General features: G+C 42.8%; 15 protein-coding genes and 1 pseudogene. 8 read left to right on the top strand and 8 right to left on the bottom strand.

The window, feature by feature from the left end; all coding sequences use genetic code 11:
* Positions 1–475 precede the first annotated feature (475 nt).
* From malE to malG, 3 genes are all read left to right on the top strand, one after another.
* Positions 476–1,660, top strand: coding sequence for a maltose/maltodextrin ABC transporter substrate-binding protein MalE (gene malE / locus AB6E08_RS11635; protein ID WP_009845808.1), 1,185 nt, complete (start codon positions 476–478; stop codon positions 1,658–1,660).
* A 78-nt stretch (positions 1,661–1,738) separates the two neighbouring features.
* A complete protein-coding gene (malF, locus tag AB6E08_RS11630; RefSeq protein ID WP_372064897.1) occupies positions 1,739–3,310 on the top strand; it encodes a maltose ABC transporter permease MalF in 1,572 nt (523 codons plus the stop codon).
* A gap of 11 nt (positions 3,311–3,321) precedes the next feature.
* The gene (malG, locus tag AB6E08_RS11625) at positions 3,322–4,212 is read left to right on the top strand and encodes a maltose ABC transporter permease MalG (RefSeq protein ID WP_009845806.1); all 891 of its coding nucleotides are present in this window, start codon (positions 3,322–3,324) and stop codon (positions 4,210–4,212) included.
* Positions 4,213–4,808: 596 nt separating this feature from the next.
* On the opposite strand, the gene AB6E08_RS11620 is transcribed toward malG, so the two are convergent.
* The 3 genes from AB6E08_RS11620 to AB6E08_RS11610 form a co-directional block, all read right to left on the bottom strand.
* Complete coding sequence (locus AB6E08_RS11620) at positions 4,809–5,081, bottom strand: hypothetical protein (RefSeq protein ID WP_012600205.1); 273 nt, start codon at positions 5,079–5,081, stop codon at positions 4,809–4,811.
* 230 nt (positions 5,082–5,311) lie between these two features.
* Positions 5,312–5,815, bottom strand: coding sequence for an acyl-CoA thioesterase (locus tag AB6E08_RS11615; RefSeq protein WP_012600206.1), 504 nt, complete (start codon positions 5,813–5,815; stop codon positions 5,312–5,314).
* Positions 5,816–6,708: 893 nt separating this feature from the next.
* Positions 6,709–7,602 carry a DMT family transporter gene (locus tag AB6E08_RS11610; protein ID WP_372064901.1) on the bottom strand — a complete coding sequence of 298 codons (894 nt, stop codon included), beginning with the start codon at positions 7,600–7,602 and terminating at the stop codon, positions 6,709–6,711.
* 98 nt (positions 7,603–7,700) lie between these two features.
* On the opposite strand from AB6E08_RS11610, the gene AB6E08_RS11605 reads away from it, so the two are divergent.
* The gene (locus AB6E08_RS11605; RefSeq protein WP_012600208.1) at positions 7,701–8,489 is read left to right on the top strand and encodes a helix-turn-helix domain-containing protein; all 789 of its coding nucleotides are present in this window, start codon (positions 7,701–7,703) and stop codon (positions 8,487–8,489) included.
* Positions 8,490–8,697: 208 nt separating this feature from the next.
* Positions 8,698–9,939 carry a hypothetical protein gene (locus AB6E08_RS11600; protein ID WP_372064904.1) on the top strand — a complete coding sequence of 414 codons (1,242 nt, stop codon included), beginning with the start codon at positions 8,698–8,700 and terminating at the stop codon, positions 9,937–9,939.
* Between the two features lie 143 nt (positions 9,940–10,082).
* Here AB6E08_RS11600 and AB6E08_RS11595 read toward each other — a convergent pair whose 3' ends face one another.
* The 4 genes and pseudogenes from AB6E08_RS11595 to AB6E08_RS11580 all read right to left on the bottom strand — a co-directional run.
* Complete coding sequence (locus AB6E08_RS11595) at positions 10,083–10,442, bottom strand: hypothetical protein (protein WP_017096226.1); 360 nt, start codon at positions 10,440–10,442, stop codon at positions 10,083–10,085.
* Positions 10,443–10,619: 177 nt separating this feature from the next.
* Positions 10,620–11,168 (bottom strand): hypothetical protein, encoded by a 549-nt coding sequence (locus AB6E08_RS11590; protein WP_372064907.1) that lies wholly within the window; start codon positions 11,166–11,168, stop codon positions 10,620–10,622.
* A 286-nt stretch (positions 11,169–11,454) separates the two neighbouring features.
* Complete coding sequence (locus tag AB6E08_RS11585; RefSeq protein WP_372064910.1) at positions 11,455–12,588, bottom strand: lipocalin-like domain-containing protein; 1,134 nt, start codon at positions 12,586–12,588, stop codon at positions 11,455–11,457.
* Positions 12,588–13,667, bottom strand: a pseudogene (locus tag AB6E08_RS11580) (ABC transporter permease); the annotation flags it as partial. The gene AB6E08_RS11585 and the pseudogene AB6E08_RS11580, both read right to left, overlap by 1 nt.
* Before the next feature lie 118 nt (positions 13,668–13,785).
* On the opposite strand from AB6E08_RS11580, the gene AB6E08_RS11575 reads away from it, so the two are divergent.
* Positions 13,786–14,118: a hypothetical protein gene (locus AB6E08_RS11575; protein ID WP_102558691.1), complete on the top strand. Its 333-nt coding sequence runs from the start codon at positions 13,786–13,788 to the stop codon at positions 14,116–14,118.
* Between the two features lie 158 nt (positions 14,119–14,276).
* On the opposite strand, the gene AB6E08_RS11570 is transcribed toward AB6E08_RS11575, so the two are convergent.
* Positions 14,277–14,942, bottom strand: coding sequence for a S24 family peptidase (locus AB6E08_RS11570; protein ID WP_372064914.1), 666 nt, complete (start codon positions 14,940–14,942; stop codon positions 14,277–14,279).
* Between the two features lie 214 nt (positions 14,943–15,156).
* On the opposite strand from AB6E08_RS11570, the gene AB6E08_RS11565 reads away from it, so the two are divergent.
* Positions 15,157–15,387 (top strand): helix-turn-helix domain-containing protein, encoded by a 231-nt coding sequence (locus AB6E08_RS11565; RefSeq protein WP_016076459.1) that lies wholly within the window; start codon positions 15,157–15,159, stop codon positions 15,385–15,387.
* 11 nt (positions 15,388–15,398) lie between these two features.
* On the top strand, positions 15,399–15,617 hold a 219-nt coding region (locus AB6E08_RS11560; protein ID WP_372159921.1), incomplete at its 3' end, for a DNA-binding protein.

The raw sequence follows: 15,617 nt of genomic DNA, 5'->3' as shown, positions 1-15,617 counted from the left end.
ATCTCCCCCGTGATTCAATCACAGATTTAGCTCGATGCTTAATAAAGACAACAGCGGGCAGTGAAGCCAACTAAATGAAGAATGCGTCAACGCATAACATTCGCTGGTAAAGGGTTCTTACTATCCACTCTTGGATGAATGCAGTTTCGGTGAATTCGCGTAATGGTACATCCTCCCAATAGAAAATTAACTAGGGGGAGTAGGAGGGGAGGAGTAGATAAAGGGGGTTATCTATAACTGGCGATCCAGTTCAAATAAATCCACCGCATAACGGTGATGTGGATCACGATGAGTATCTACTTTGTGACTTCGCTCGCCAATCTTACCGGATGACGATCACGAAATTAGGCCATAATAGCTAGGGCGTAGTGGCTAGGATGATGAGCTGTCATTGATTTTCTCAGATCATAGCCTCCGAAAACTGGCTCGTCTTAATTGAATGCGCCCTACGTATAAATATAAAAAGGATATTGACATGAAAAACGCTCTAAGCGCTGTAGCTCTAGGCACAATCGTTGCTCTGGGTTCTTTTGGTGCAAACGCTGCTATCGAAGAAGGTCAACTAACTATTTGGGTTGGTGGCGACAAAGCTTATGAAGGAATGGCTGAAGTAGGTAAACGCTTTGAAGAAGATACTGGTGTTAAAGTAACCGTCGCTTTCCCTGACAAACTAGAAGAGAAATTCTCTCAGGTTGCAGCAGCTGGCGATGGCCCAGACATGATTTTCTACGCACACGACCGTTTTGGTGGTTTTGCAGAAGCCGGTCTTCTTGTTGATATCAAACCTTCTAAAGAAACTAAAGAAGGTATCGTAGACTTCGCATGGGATGCTGTTTCTTACGACGGTAAAACAATCGCTTACCCAGTTGCAGTTGAGTCAGTTTCTCTTATCTACAACAAAGCACTTGTCCCTAACCCACCTAAGTCTTGGGAAGAGATCCCTGCACTAAACGCTAAGCTTCAAAAAGATGGCAAGAAAGCAATCATGTGGCCTCTACGTGGTGGCGCTTACTTCACATGGCCTCTACTTGCAGCTGACGGCGGTTACGCGTTCAAGCAAACAGCGGAAGGTTACGACATTAAAGATGCAGGCGTAGCGACTGACGGTGTTCAGAAGTCTCTAGGTTTCATTGAGAAGATGGTAAAAGACAAAGTTATTTCTGCGGATATGGATTACTCAGTTGCTGAGTCTGAATTCGTAGCGGGTAACGTTGCAATGACTATTAACGGTCCTTGGGGCTGGGCAAACATCGAGAAAGCTGGCGTAGATTACGGCGTAGCAACATTGCCTAAGTTCAACGGTAAAGCGTCTAAGCCATTCGTTGGTGTATGGGCTGGTGGTATCAGCACCGCTTCTCCAAACCGTGATCTAGCCGTTGAGTTTATGGAAAACTACCTACTAACTGATGAAGGTATGAAGAGCTTGAACGACGACAAGCCATTAGGTGCTGTTGCTCTTAACTCTTTCCAGCGTCAACTAGACAGCGACACTCGTATTGCAGCAACAATGGATAACGCGATGAACGGCGAAATCATGCCTAACATCCCTCAGTTCACAACATTCTGGTACAGCATGGAAGAAGCTATTGGCAACGTAGTTGATAGCCGTCAATCAGTAGAGCAAGCACTAAAAGGTGCTGAAGCTCGAATGACTAAGTAACAACCAAGCACTACCTTTTAAGGAGGGGGCAACCTCTCCTTACTTTTCTATTTTTATATCTCGTTAGCAGGTTCCTCTATGCAGTCAGTTCAAGGTTCAGATGCGATCCCGGCACCATCAAGCCTTCCAGGCAGTAAAAGCGTCTTCATCAAATGGGGGTTGCTTGGTAGTGTTGGCTTAATTAATGGCTACGCTACAATTTTAATGTATTCTCGCGGTGAGCTCGCATTTGCGCTGCTTACTGTGATTTTAACGGCTTTGGCTCTTTACATTTTTGGTAGTAAGAAAACTTACGCCCACCGTTATATTTACCCAGGTATTGCCGGAATGATCTTATTCATTCTTTTCCCACTGGCATATACCGTAGGGCTTGCGTTTACTAACTACAGCGCAAAAAACCAGCTCTCTCTAGAGCGTACTCAAACCGTTCTTTTAGACCGTTCATTCCAAAGCGGTGAAAGCTACCCATTCACTTTGTACAAAACAGATAACGGTCACCAGATCGTTGTGAAAGATGGCGACCAGCTGTTAGCAACTGATGTATTTTCTCTGGAAGGCATGGCATCAACAGAGATGGACCTATCTGCAATTGACTCTGTACAAGGTGAAAAAGAGAAGATCAAAGCGATCATCCAAAATCGCTCTGTGATCAGTGGTGTCGATTTCCATCTGCCAAATGGTGATGACATCCGCATGAGCGGCTTACGTAAATTTGCTGCCGTTGCACCGCTTTACACTCTTCAAGATGACGGGGAAACGTTATACAACAATGAATCTGGTGAAATATTGAAACCAAACATGGAAGTGGGTTTCTACCAACCGGTTGACGAGAAAGGTGAGTTTATCGGTAACGCCATTTCTCCAGGATTTGTTGTAGACATTGGTACAGCCAACTTTGAACGTGTTTGGAAAGATGACGGCATCAAAGAACCGTTTATCAGTATCTTTATTTGGACGGTTGTATTCTCCATTTGTACGGTAGCCTTCACACTTGCAATTGGTTTGGTTCTGGCAAACGTTGTGCAGTGGGAAGAGCTGAAAGGCCGTGCTGTGTATCGTGTTCTACTAATTTTGCCTTACGCCGTACCAGCATTTATCTCGATTCTTATCTTTAAGGGCCTATTCAACCAGAGCTTTGGTGAGATTAACATGGTGCTTGAGAGTATCTTTGGTTTAAGCCCAAACTGGTTCTCCGACCCGATCTTAGCGAAAACCATGGTGTTGATTGTTAACACTTGGCTAGGCTTCCCTTACATGATGATTCTATGTATGGGTCTACTAAAAGCGATTCCTGAAGATTTGTACGAAGCGTCAGCAATCGATGGTGCTAACTTCCTTGATAACTTCAAGCGAATCACTTTTCCATTGATGATAAAACCGTTAACACCGCTATTGATTGCAGCGTTTGCCTTTAACTTCAATAACTTTGTAATGATTCAACTATTGACGAACGGTGGCCCGAACATGATTGGTACTTCTGAGCCAGCGGGTTACACAGACTTGCTTGTAAGCTACACGTACCGAATTGCATTCGAAGGCGGTGGTGGTCAAGACTTTGGTCTAGCAAGTGCAATCGCAACGCTTATCTTCCTATTGGTTGGTGCCCTAGCGTTACTAAACCTTCGTTTCACTAAATTGACTCAAGATTAAGGAGCACGACAATGGCTATGGTACAAGGTAAGAGCCTTAAATACCGAGTATGGGCAACGCATATTGCGCTGTGGTGCTTCTTAGCGCTAATTATTTTCCCACTACTGATGATTATTGCTATCTCATTCCGCGAAGGTAACTTTGCAACCGGTAGCTTGATTCCAGACAACCCATCTTTGGAACACTGGAAATTGGCTCTGGGTATGTCAGTGACGAATGCTGATGGCTCAGTTACTCCGCCTCCATTCCCAGTACTGACTTGGCTGTGGAACTCAATAAAAGTAGCGGGTATTACGTCAATTCTTATTGTTACACTGTCGACAACATCGGCTTACGCATTTGCTCGTATGCGCTTTAAAGGTAAAGAAACTATCCTGAAAGCGATGATGATTTTTCAAATGTTCCCTGCGGTATTGGCTCTAGTGGCTATCTACGCACTGTTCGACAAATTAGGGCAATACATCCCATTCTTAGGCTTGAATACGCATGGCGGTCTGATCTTCTCGTACTTGGGCGGTATTGCATTACACGTTTGGACGATTAAGGGCTACTTTGAGACGATTGATAACTCTTTGGAAGAAGCTGCAGCATTAGATGGCGCAACACCTTGGCAAGCGTTCAGATTGGTTCTATTACCACTGTCAGTACCAATCCTAGCGGTTGTATTCATTTTATCTTTCATTGGTGTTGTTGGTGAGGTACCAGTTGCTTCCATCCTATTATCGGACGTGAACTCTTACACGCTAGCGGTAGGTATGCAGCAGTACCTATATCCTCAGAACTACTTATGGGGCGACTTTGCGGCAGCGGCGGTACTTTCTGCACTTCCGATTACTATCGTGTTCTTACTGGCTCAGCGTTGGTTAGTTGGCGGTTTGACGTCGGGTGGTGTAAAAGGATAAGCTGTCCTTATAAGAAAGACAAAAGAGCGACCGTTAGGTCGCTCTATATTGGCATTTTTATTACATCATTTGGTTTGGCCGCCGATCAGTAATAAAAATAACCCTCAGGTTACGCATAGCTGGCTACTAATCAGGTTCCTTACGCTATTAATGATTAGTGGTTTTTGTAACTCTAACCCAGGTACTTACTTGGGTTTTTTTATGCCCGCTACTTTTATCTCTATCTCTATCTCAATTTCTATCTTTATCTCTATCTCTATCTCAGCCTTTTTGGTTTCTTTCAGTCATTAAATACTGAAGCACCTCTTTCCTGGATTTTCTGGTTTCATCTCTCTAATTGAAGACATCAACGAGTCTCACAAATCAGACTCTCAGTATAGGGGGCCACAGCTCTATTGATATATAAGTAATATTTCCATGCGTGATACTTCAATAATTTGGATGCAACGGATCGGTCGATTACACAGAAAGTGCCTATAAAGGCAGACTCGTGTTAATGTTTTGTGGTGGGTATTCTCGGTAGTTATTGATTTGGTGGTAAATATTTCCAAAATGGAAAAGGAAAAGGAAAAGGAAAAGGAAGAGGTGATGTGAGACTAAAACTCTTTGCTAGAAGGTGCGCAACCTAAATGCTGAAGTAAAACATAGATGCTGTCTTGATAAAGAGCTACGCGACGAAACAGATCCGCAAACGTCTGATCACCGCCAAAACAAGCTTGGATATAGTGGTTAATTTCATTAGTGTCGTAGCCTTCGACGTACAAACTTCTAACCCATTGATACTCAACTGCCTTCAAGTTCGTCAGTGTAGATTCGCAAAGGGTGGGAAATGTCGTGCTCAAAAGTGGCTCCAAGAAATTTAAATACATCCATTATGATTGGCGGTATTTAAACAGAGCAAAATGACGACTTTATTACAGTCAAAATAAATCCGTGAACAAGTATCGGATCATTTTAACTTTTGACTGGGTATCACGCTTTATAGTCAGCATTAGGTGTGTAACGGATTTACTTGGGTATAGAGAGGGAATTGAAAATGCCAAGCAAGTACTGCCTGGCATCGTAATAAGGTTTTGTAGGGTAGATCTGCTAGTGGCGCCTATTTAAGATACTTTACGTGTGCTTCCATCTCTTCACCGATCTGTTTTCGCATGTTCATTAGACGAATAGCAGAATCTCTTAATTCGATGTCTTCTGATGTTTCTGGTACCCATTCTGGCACTTTAGTCGGGTTACCATTTTCATCAACAGCGACCATAATAACGATACAGTGAGTCGTTAGGCGGTTGTTGAGTTCTTTTGGGTCGCTGGCTTGAACATCGATAGCGATGTGCATAGAAGATGACCCTGTATAAATGACCTTCGCACTTACTTCAACAAGGTTACCCACATGGATTGGAGCAACGAATCGAATACCACCAGCGTAAGCGGTAATACAGTACTTACCACTCCATCCAGCAGAACAAGCGTAAGCCGCTAAATCGACCCATTTCATTACGGCACCACCATGAACTTTACCACCAAAGTTCACATCCCCGGGTTCAGCTAAAAAACGCAGAGTAACGTCTCGTTTACCATCTTGTCGGCTATTGTGACTGCTCATCTATCTTCCTTCATTATTATTGTTCTGAATAACATGCTCGTTACTTGCTAATAACAATATACTTAAGATGACATAAATTAAAGCGGATAATCTCACGAACAAGACTATTTTTTCAGACAGATGGCGAGTTGATGACTATTGATGTTTAAAGGAGGTGGACGTGACTCTCCAACAGAGGAGTACTCTATCGAGCAAGTTGGCGGAAGGGTCGATTGAAAAAAAAACACCTAGCGGAATGCTAGGTGTTTCTAAGCCGTGTGGTACTCATATCGGTACCTTTTTGAGTTAGCCAACTAACCGTCGCTTATCTGGTTTAGTTAAAGTGATGGTATCTTAATTAATCCCAAAACGATAGTTTTGGTTGTTTTCTTATAAGCTCACTTTCTGTTCGGAAAGTATAGAACCTTCGCGTAGATATTTCCTTTCTTATTATTGCTAGAAAATTCTTTTAATGCATTTTGCAGTAATAATCTGTATTTGTCGGGGAGTTAAGGTGTTAAAACTAAATTGGTGTCAATTTTAAAGTATTCACTTTTGTATAAACCAAAGTAACTAGACGGTTCTTTCGTTGCTGTAACTTTTCTAAATGGCTCATAGTGACCTGGGTTACATGAGCCGTGTGAACATAGGAGAGCGATTAGAGCAACAGTTACCTGCTTTCTGGAGAGTTATTCTAACGCTTTGAATAATTAAACCGTACTTAGTGCATTAAACGGAAGTTGCTGAGATATTGCAATAGTAAACACCATTATTAAGCGTACTTAAAAGCTTCATGAACGAAAAATAAAATCAGAGAGCATGAATCGAGAAATCGACAATAAACAACAGTACCTGCTAACGAGGCAGGTACTGAGTGGAAAATGGAATGGGGCATTGTCGCAGGTTAAGCGGGGTTAGTTTTGCTGAGGTAAGGGAGCCTCAAGCCTTGGTTTTCTTTTGATTTGAGCAAGGATGACACCGGAAATCACCATCACACCACCAAGGATGTGGAACTGGTTAATCTTTTCGCCCAGCCAGGTGGAAGCTAATACAATCGCGATAACTGGCATCAAATTCATAAACATCGCGCTTGAGTCAGCACCAATCGTGTCAATCGCCTTCACCCACATCCAAGGCGCTAAAATTGAAGCGGCCACCGCGGCGTAAGCTATCAATGGGATCGCTTGTTGCGGTGGTAAAAGCTGTTCGCTGGTAAGCCAAAGTGGCGTAAGCATCGCGACAGCAAACAGACCCTGAATGTAAATCACCACCCAGCTACTGATTGGCATTTTCCAGCGTTTCAATAACACACAGTAAGAAGCATAAACAAAGGCCGCAATTAACATATAGCCATCGCCTTGAGTCAATTCTTGATGCATGAAGAATAACGGGTCGCCTCTACCTAACATCAGAGCTAAGCCTGACAGTGACAACACACCGCCAACAATACTCAAACTAGAAATCGACTTGTGCAACAGAGGGACGCTTAAAAACACACTGATCAACGGGACTAGAGACGTGATCAATGCCATGTTGGAAGCGGTTGTGGTTAAGCCTGCGTAGTAACCTAGAGATTGGTTCAACACCATGCCCAAAAAGCCGAGGAACGCTAATTTCGATAGGTTTGGCTTAATGACAGCCCACTGCTTCATCACCGGGCGAATACAGAAAGGCGTGAGAATTAGCATCGCAAAAAACCAGCGGTAAAAACTCATCGCGCTAGGTTCTATGGTGCTTGCAGCAAGCTTGTTGACGATTGCATTGGCGCCCCAGATACAGACTGTAAAAAATGGTAAGAGATAATGCATGTGAATTCCATGGCGAATGAGTTGATGCGGCTAGTTTGACAGGTCGTTATACTTACAAGTATCTTTAGAAAGACATCAGGCGCGATAGGAAGACAAGTTTGAAAAAACACTCCAGAAACCTTCATCCATCCTTATCAATTGATAAGGCACCATCCAACGTATTTATGAATTTTGAAGCGTTTCTTTCGAACACTGAAACCCGAGTTCATAGCCACTCATGGGGACAGGTTCAATTGATCAGTGGCGGTATATTAGAGATGGAAGCGGAAAGCACCCGATTTCTAGCACCACCGCATTTGGCGATTTGGGTACCGGCCGGGGTGATGCATTGCAGTTATAACCGTAAGCCTTTGGACTACTGTTCGCTAAATATCGCCCCAGAGCTCACGCAACACCTGCCAGATAAAACCAGCCTTATAAAGATCACGCCGATTGTGTCTTCTATCATCGATGATTTTCGCGATCGTGGAATCAATGTTGCGGAAACAGAGCAAGACCAAAGGCTCGTTCAGGTACTGCTTGACCAACTTGCGCAGCGTGAGGTTGAACACCACTTCTTGCCTTCGACCGACAATAAGTACCTCGCGCCTATATTGGCTTCTGTTGAAGAAAACCCAACCGATGAAGTGACACTGAAAGATTGGGCTGAACGTGTCCACACCACGGAAAGAACCCTTTCTCGCCACTGCCAGACGGAGCTTGGAATGAGCTTTACAGAGTGGCGATTACGTGTCCGCTATCTGTACTCGATGGACTTGTTAAGAAACGGCCAATCGGTCAAAGAGGTGGCTCTTACATTGGGCTATAACCAAGCCAGCCCATTTATCACAATGTTCAAACGTTACGCGAACCAGACGCCAGAACAGTATAAGAACCGTTTGTTGTGATTGGTTTCTTTCATCCGATGTATTAATAATTGATGTTTCCCTTTTTATATTTAAGTTTTTGTTATTAAAAGATTAAATTCGGTGTTGATAGCGGACGTACACGTCTGTTTCGTCAATGGTTTGAATTTGGTTATATAAGCATTTAGTTTTTTTATCGTATTTGAGTGAAAATTTATATAATCACTTACTCAAAATGCCGAGGAAAAATTTGAAGTTTATTATCCCAACGATATCAGTATTAGCTGGAACACTTTCTGCATGTGGTGGTGGTAGCGATAGCGCTGCGCCACCACCTAAAAAGACTAAAACCGTAGTTCCTCAAATGTCTATGACTCCGGCATCAGGAAGTGTTGCAGACCCAAAAGATGACGTTGCAAAAAACTCTTATAGCAGTCCTGTCATGTATTCAGCTAATGCTATAGGTAGCACTGATCTCAAAGAGTGTATCAAGTCTCTAAACCTATTTAATATTTATAGTATTGGTTGGGACGATGAATTTAATGAAGAGCTTTCATCTAAGCAGCAAAAAGATCTCAAAGGTTTTTATGGTGTTTATGGCGCAAACGGAATTGTCGATTACTCTGCCCACACCACCGAAGCTATCGAAGCTAAAGATTGGATCAGTTATTTCTACTACGATGCAAATTTTCAAGATTGTGAAGCGCGTCGTTACAAGTCATATGCCAAGGTCAATAAAGTAGGCCAAGACATTACCGAGCTTAGCTACAAGTACAGTGTAGATGCTACGACAAACACACCTCAACAAGATATAAGTAACTATACGGCTTGGCAAAGCGACGCTGCGAAAAACACAGTGGTTGGTTTAGTGACCAACATTACAACAGGTAGCATTCAACACAAGCAGCAACTGAAAAGCTTCACATCCGACAATGGGCGCTTTGTTGATAACGTCAATTTCAGCAAGATGTTTAGAAATAGCTATTTCTTTGAGTCTTATGACAATGGCGAAGTTGAGTTCCAAGTTGTTGGCGGTAAGGTGATTGATAGATATGCAAAATTAAACCAGTCAGCCCCAGATACATACTATGCAGTTAACTTGATCTCGGCATACTTCCCAGGTGTTGGAACAAGAATTAATTGGTGTGTACGAGGGAGCCAGTTCGTACTAAACAAAGAGACGCCTATCAGCGAAGCACAATACAGCAGCATTATTGAAAATGGTGATTTGGGAGCGGCTTACTGTGACCCATTTGATGCGAATATCAGCCAAGTTCGTTACTACGATACGAAAGGAAGTATAGTCTCAGACAGCTCCGTAATTGCGCTTGAGTTAAACAATAAGTTGGCACACGGCACTATTGTTAAAGACAAGTTGGATCAACGAGTAGCAAATAAGAAGTTGTACTTAGGAAAAACACACAGTGAATATTTCCAAGATACTTCTTTGGCGAATCAAGTTGATCAGATCAAAGCCGATTTGACTAAATAGCGTTTAGACGAGCGTTATGAAGGTATGCCTCCATAATCTCTAATCGTAAATTGCCATCCTCGTGATGGCTTTTTCATATCACGAGTGGGTTGGCAAGCAGTCGCGTGGCAAGACCTTCGAAATCTTAAATATTTGTTTGGCGCTTATATCCAATCATGGGCTACCGCCATTAACGAAACAAAACTGGTCAGTACATTCGAGAGGATGGTAACCACATGAATGAGATGCACTAATTTCTTCCCTTTAAAGGCTTTAAATGAGTAGATTGTTGAAAGCAAAGATAGGACAAAAAACAGACCAATAGGCCAATACCAATAATACAGGGGGTCAAACTGAGTAAATTCGCATGCAACAACAGCATAAAAAAATCCAACTAAGGATAATAGGCCGTGAGCAGATTGAGCAATCGACCTGGAATTTAAGTAGTAGAGATAAGAAACCATGGGGTAGAAGGCTAATAAAACCCAAACTTGGCTAATCACAGTCAGTTGGTAGTCACTCATAATTCTCTCGAACACCTAATGCCTTGTCAATTTGTGGAAACTATACGACGAAGCTATATACGTAAACGTTATATACGCAAAAAAATATGCGAGTACTCTAACCAAAAAAACTAATCATTACAAAGTGCTATTGGAGTGCGTTGAATCGATTGACAAGTAGTTTAATAATGAATGAGGCTATAAGTATTTACCTGCATTTTCATAAGCTTCGATTTCTATCGGTGCTTCAACGTAACCAAAGATGGCTAGTTGCAATAAATACTTTTTAGTAAATGCTTCAAGCCCCAAATCTTCGACTTGTTTTACATGAATCAATTCATGAGAAAGTAGTAATTTGTCACCTTTTGCTTTGTTAGCGATCCAAATGCCATAACCAAATGTTGAACCCGTAAAGTAAGGAGAGTCAAGCCCCAAACGTTGCATTTGAAATAGCAACGATTCATTTTCAGGCAAAGGAATTGAATCGGCATAATGTACGCGGATTTTTTCAGGATATTTGATGCCAATCTTATGTGCAATTTCAACGTATTGAGGTAGTAAAGGGATACCTTGGGTTAGTGCTATTTGTTCATTTTTTCTTACATACTTAATAGACAGTGGGAAGTATGCTTCTAGTTGCTCTAATAGATGGCTAGGAGGGCCAGCATAGACGTCGTTTTTATCTTCACATCCTAGAATTGAAATAACTAAGATCAAAAGAGTGATAAATTTAAGTGATGCTTTCATTTGTTGCGAACTCCTTTTTATCGTTATTTGTCTTGTAAGAAAAGTAAGTGTCCATTAGCACAATAACAATATTCTCGAAATATATGACGTTGCCTTAGCGAAGGTTCTTAGGGTATTACTCTTTAAACATCGTTGTATTTGAAATAGGGGTTGTATTGCGATGGGTTTCACGTTTTCCCTCGACAAAACAATGAATTAAGTCGAGATCTACAAAGTTATATCCACGGTAGTAAAATTTTCGGTATAGCAAAAGCTTTGGATCGTAATGGTGCTCGTGCCGGTATGCTTAGTACCCAGTCAACTCCATATAGCCCGTACCAGAGTGTGTTCCTTCAATAACGATTGGCCCTTCCCAATAGGGTACAGACAGTGGCATTTTTGCTTCTGGATTGAGTGCCGAGACGGTCAGTTCGATCTGTTGAGTTGGAATTGAAATTTGCCATTCTGTTGGATAATCGCGTCCGTCGATTTCTGTTTGCTTGACGGCGGTTAGGGTTATCTCTTGTTGTGAAATGGCAATGCCAGAACCGTCTTGCTGCATTAATCTTGCGTTAGCATAACTGGCTTCGCCTGATGTTGAGTTTCGAAGCTGAAATACCACTAAGCTGGTTTCATCACTCAGCCTTAGCGCAAACCAATCCCAACCTTGTTGCGAGTCGAGTAAAAACTGAGAGCTCCATTCTCGGTCTATCCAACCTTTACCAGAAACCTGATGAGTGACTCCATCAATGGTTACCTCGCCTGATACATCGATGAATGGTTGGCTGTAGTAGTAGGAAGCCACTTTGCCATCGCTACTTTTAGTGCTGTAGCCTTGTTCGCCTTGCTTTTGATAAGGCGCGTTGTTGGTTAACTTAAGCGAGTATCCAAATTGACCCGAGTTAGCGACCAATGTAGCTGGGAACAGGTCATCGGTCGTCGACGTCCATTGCCAGTCATCAAGATAGACACGAAATGGTGAAGCGCTTACTCCTGCCAGTTCTGCTTGGTTACGTGACCACTTTTCATCGGCATAGTGTTTGTCTTCGGTGGTGACAGCGCTGTGTGCCATGTAGATCTGCTGACTTTGCCACGTGGTTTTCTTAGTGCTATTGCCACTTTCCTGTGGTGCAGCCGCAAAGCGGAATTGAGTCCACTGCACGCCTAAAGTATTGCCGTCTCCATCAATTAAGTTTGCGGTTAAGTACCACCATTCATGACGAAAATCAGGGTGTGCTTGATGGTCGGCAGGGAAGGTGATCTCCACGCATTTTAATACCGACGTGAATTGCTCAGTCTCTTTTTGTACTTCATTCTCGGTTTGTGCTCCAGTACCGAGTATCGAACCCATATTTTGAGCTGATGGTTGCGTGGACTCCTCGCATCCTAAAAAGAATAAGGGGGTAAGTGTGAGAACGAAAACTCTCATTGTTCGATTCATCACAACACCTCGCTCTGTAAACTGGATACCACGGGTTTGCTGACCAAACGCCACTGTGGGATCAAGGTCGCGAACACAGCCACTAAAATGGTGATGGCTGCGATGCTGAGTGCATCACTCCAATTCCATACGTAATTTAGGCTCCAACCAAAGGCGCGCAGGGTAACGATGTCCGTCAACACATAGCCGACCATAGCGCCGAGTGGTAAGGCGATAACCAGAGTGAAGGCGACCAGAACAACGATTTGCCCGACTACCATTGCAATCAATTTTCTCTGACTAACACCGAGCGCATACAACCTTGCAATAGCGGCTTTGCGTGCATCGAGCAACATGAAACAGGCGCAGAACAACCCTATCACCGCGACCATTAATGTGACGCCATTAAGCGCCCGAGTGATGGCAAAAGTTTGTGAGAAGATATCTAAAGCGATCGATTTGATCTGTGCTTGATCGTAAAGCTGGCTAGGGTGCAAATTGAGTTGTTGGCGTAGCTGTTCGTACACCACTTGTGGGTCGCCAGAAACTTTGATTCCCAAGCTGGTGGGTAAGTCAGTAAATCCGCTTTCGATCCACAAATTAGGCGCAAGTAACACTTCGCCATTCGGTGAGCCGTAATCGTGGAAAATCGCCCCGACGATGAGTGTTTTGTCTTGGATCGCGTCGAGCTTGAGTTGGCTTCCAAGCGGCAAGCCGAGCTTCACCGCCGTAGGTTCACTGATCGCCACGAATTCACCTTGGTAAAAGTGCGTCCAGAAATCATCAAGGTAGGATTGGAACACCATGGTTTGCTCAAGTGTGTCTTTGTCTTTGGTGCCGAGCAAAGTCGGTAAACCCTGCAAGTTATCGTCGACATAATATTGCTTATAAACGGTTTCAACATTTTCAAACTGCTCTAACGCACGTTCCACATTCGCGATTTCACCTTGGGCAGGGCTAACGTAAATATCGGCATGTAAGCGCTGTTCAAGCCATTGCTTTAACGTGGATTCAAAGCTGCCGACTAAGGTATTCATTCCCACATTGGCGGTGACGGCGAGAAGCAACGCCATCATGGCAAGGGAGAGAGGGGTGTATAGAGACTAGAGATATGAACAATATGGGAGATTAGGGATCAGGCGGACCTTTGGCGGATTAAACGGACCTTTTAATTAAATTAATTCGGGATATAATGGGATTAAGAGAACGGAGGGTATTATGGCTGGTGTTAGAAATTTCGTGATGCAACTTACGAGTGAACAAAAGAAAGAGCTTGATGAAAAGATACGTGAATCGGGCTATGGCAAGTGTACACAAGTCGCTGATTGGGTGAACACTCAATTGGGCGTAAAGACCTCAAGGACTGCTGTGGCAAGGTATGAGCAGGCATTGAGGAAGAAAGATGGGGTGTTTGATACTGGTGGCTCTATTAACGCTATGGCGAAGTTGTCAAGCGTTGGTGGAGAGCTGGCAAGCTTGTACCAAGAGCTTGGCGAGTTAGAGTATCGACGGGCTGAACTGCTGGAACAGATACGGGATTTGATGGATTAATGGATGGGCGCATGTTGCGCCCTTTTTTGTACCTGTCAAAGTCGGTACGAAATGAGCAATAAATCTGAAACGTGTCGTTTTACCCTATCAAAGTGAGCACTGGCTGTTTTTGTTTGTTCGCTGTTTAAATCGAGTTTAAACATTTAAAACGTGAGGCGTTAAAGTCTAACCTTTCTAATCCTCGTCATCAGAACACGCACCGCTTCACCAATGACCTCAATATCATTTAGGTCATCTCCTGAGAAAAACATTTCGTCGTACTCTTTGTTATCGCTTTTTATTTTAAGTGTCTGTTTTATATGGTTGTATTGAATTCTCTTTATGAATAGATCATCTTTCAGACGAATGACATAAACCCCTTCATGTAAAAAGCTATCTAAATTTATCCGTTGTATTAGCACCAGGTCATCTTCATAGAGCGTGGGCTCCATGGAGTCGCCCTTTACAGGAAGGATGAATAGCTCTCTACGGTTCGTTACGCCATAGAGCGATAGAAGCTCTCTCTGGATTGCTACGTATTCATTAGCTTGGTCTTGTTCGTATGGGATGCAGCCATGCCCCGCAGACACTGTGACGTCGTAGACAGGAATCTTAATAGTATCACCAAGATAGGCAACGGAAGGCTCTCTTACCTCGTTGTTTTCCAAGGAGTCTATTACTGATTGAGGAAGGCTGCTTCTGTGGTATTCAAACGCTACGCCCTTTATTTTTGTTCGTTGACGTTTCTTCCACCCTTCTTTTGATGCCTTCCTAGTGACATTGCTTGCGGTGTTTGGCATTCCCTCAAGTTGTGAAATCTCTTCAGACGTAAACCATTCCTTCATGATTTTAAAAGCTCCTATTTGGAATCATTTTGATTTCAAAAAATATAAATAGATACCACCCTTTGTAATCAATTACTTAGGTTGATTTTGGTAATATTTATTGAAATCAATTTGAATTCACTATTGATTTCAAAAAGAATTCAAACTATTCTCTTCCTAACTCGTGAGCTACTCCATGAAGTAGCTCAAATTAACAGGAAGAGGATCGCATGATATGAGCCTTAATAAAAGAGATATGGCGCGAGAAGACATCGTTGCTGAATTAAAGAAACGAAAAATTTCATTACGTTCTTTAGGAAGACAGAACGGACTTTCTCCTCATACATTAAAAAATGCTTTAGATAAATCCTACCGAAATGGCGAAATCATTATCGCAAAGGCGTTGGGAATGAAGCCTGAAGATGTGTGGCCTTCACGATATCAATCTTTTCATAACGCAGCTTAAGTGGGTGGGTTATGACTAATTGGTTTACGACAAAAGAATTGGTTGGACTTCCAGGGTTGCCAGAGCACTCTCAAAATATATCGAGAATGGCAAAGAAAAATGGATGGGAGTTTAGACAAAAAGAAGGCGTTAAGGGTGTTGCTTACGAGTTCTCAATGAATTCACTACCAATACAAACTCAAACAGCTCTGATGAAAAAACAAGGCAAAGTTCAAGTTGGCGATCAGGTT

The sequence above is a fragment of the Vibrio sp. 10N.247.310.24 genome (assembly GCF_041467175.1).
GTDB lineage: Bacteria > Pseudomonadota > Gammaproteobacteria > Enterobacterales > Vibrionaceae > Vibrio > Vibrio tasmaniensis_A.
This window is presented reverse-complemented; position numbering and strand designations above follow the sequence as displayed.

Excerpts from the sequence above, each read along its gene's own strand:
- malE (WP_009845808.1), top strand. The coding sequence starts at position 476 with ATGAAAAACGCTCTAAGCGCTGTAGCTCTAGGCACAATCGTTGCTCTG.
- malF (WP_372064897.1), top strand. The coding sequence starts at position 1,739 with ATGCAGTCAGTTCAAGGTTCAGATGCGATCCCGGCACCATCAAGCCTT.
- malG (WP_009845806.1), top strand. The coding sequence starts at position 3,322 with ATGGCTATGGTACAAGGTAAGAGCCTTAAATACCGAGTATGGGCAACG.
- AB6E08_RS11620 (WP_012600205.1), bottom strand. The coding sequence starts at position 5,081 with ATGTATTTAAATTTCTTGGAGCCACTTTTGAGCACGACATTTCCCACC.
- AB6E08_RS11615 (WP_012600206.1), bottom strand. The coding sequence starts at position 5,815 with ATGAGCAGTCACAATAGCCGACAAGATGGTAAACGAGACGTTACTCTG.
- AB6E08_RS11610 (WP_372064901.1), bottom strand. The coding sequence starts at position 7,602 with ATGCATTATCTCTTACCATTTTTTACAGTCTGTATCTGGGGCGCCAAT.
- AB6E08_RS11595 (WP_017096226.1), bottom strand. The coding sequence starts at position 10,442 with ATGAGTGACTACCAACTGACTGTGATTAGCCAAGTTTGGGTTTTATTA.
- AB6E08_RS11590 (WP_372064907.1), bottom strand. The coding sequence starts at position 11,168 with ATGAAAGCATCACTTAAATTTATCACTCTTTTGATCTTAGTTATTTCA.
- AB6E08_RS11585 (WP_372064910.1), bottom strand. The coding sequence starts at position 12,588 with ATGAATCGAACAATGAGAGTTTTCGTTCTCACACTTACCCCCTTATTC.
- AB6E08_RS11575 (WP_102558691.1), top strand. The coding sequence starts at position 13,786 with ATGGCTGGTGTTAGAAATTTCGTGATGCAACTTACGAGTGAACAAAAG.
- AB6E08_RS11570 (WP_372064914.1), bottom strand. The coding sequence starts at position 14,942 with ATGAAGGAATGGTTTACGTCTGAAGAGATTTCACAACTTGAGGGAATG.
- AB6E08_RS11565 (WP_016076459.1), top strand. The coding sequence starts at position 15,157 with ATGAGCCTTAATAAAAGAGATATGGCGCGAGAAGACATCGTTGCTGAA.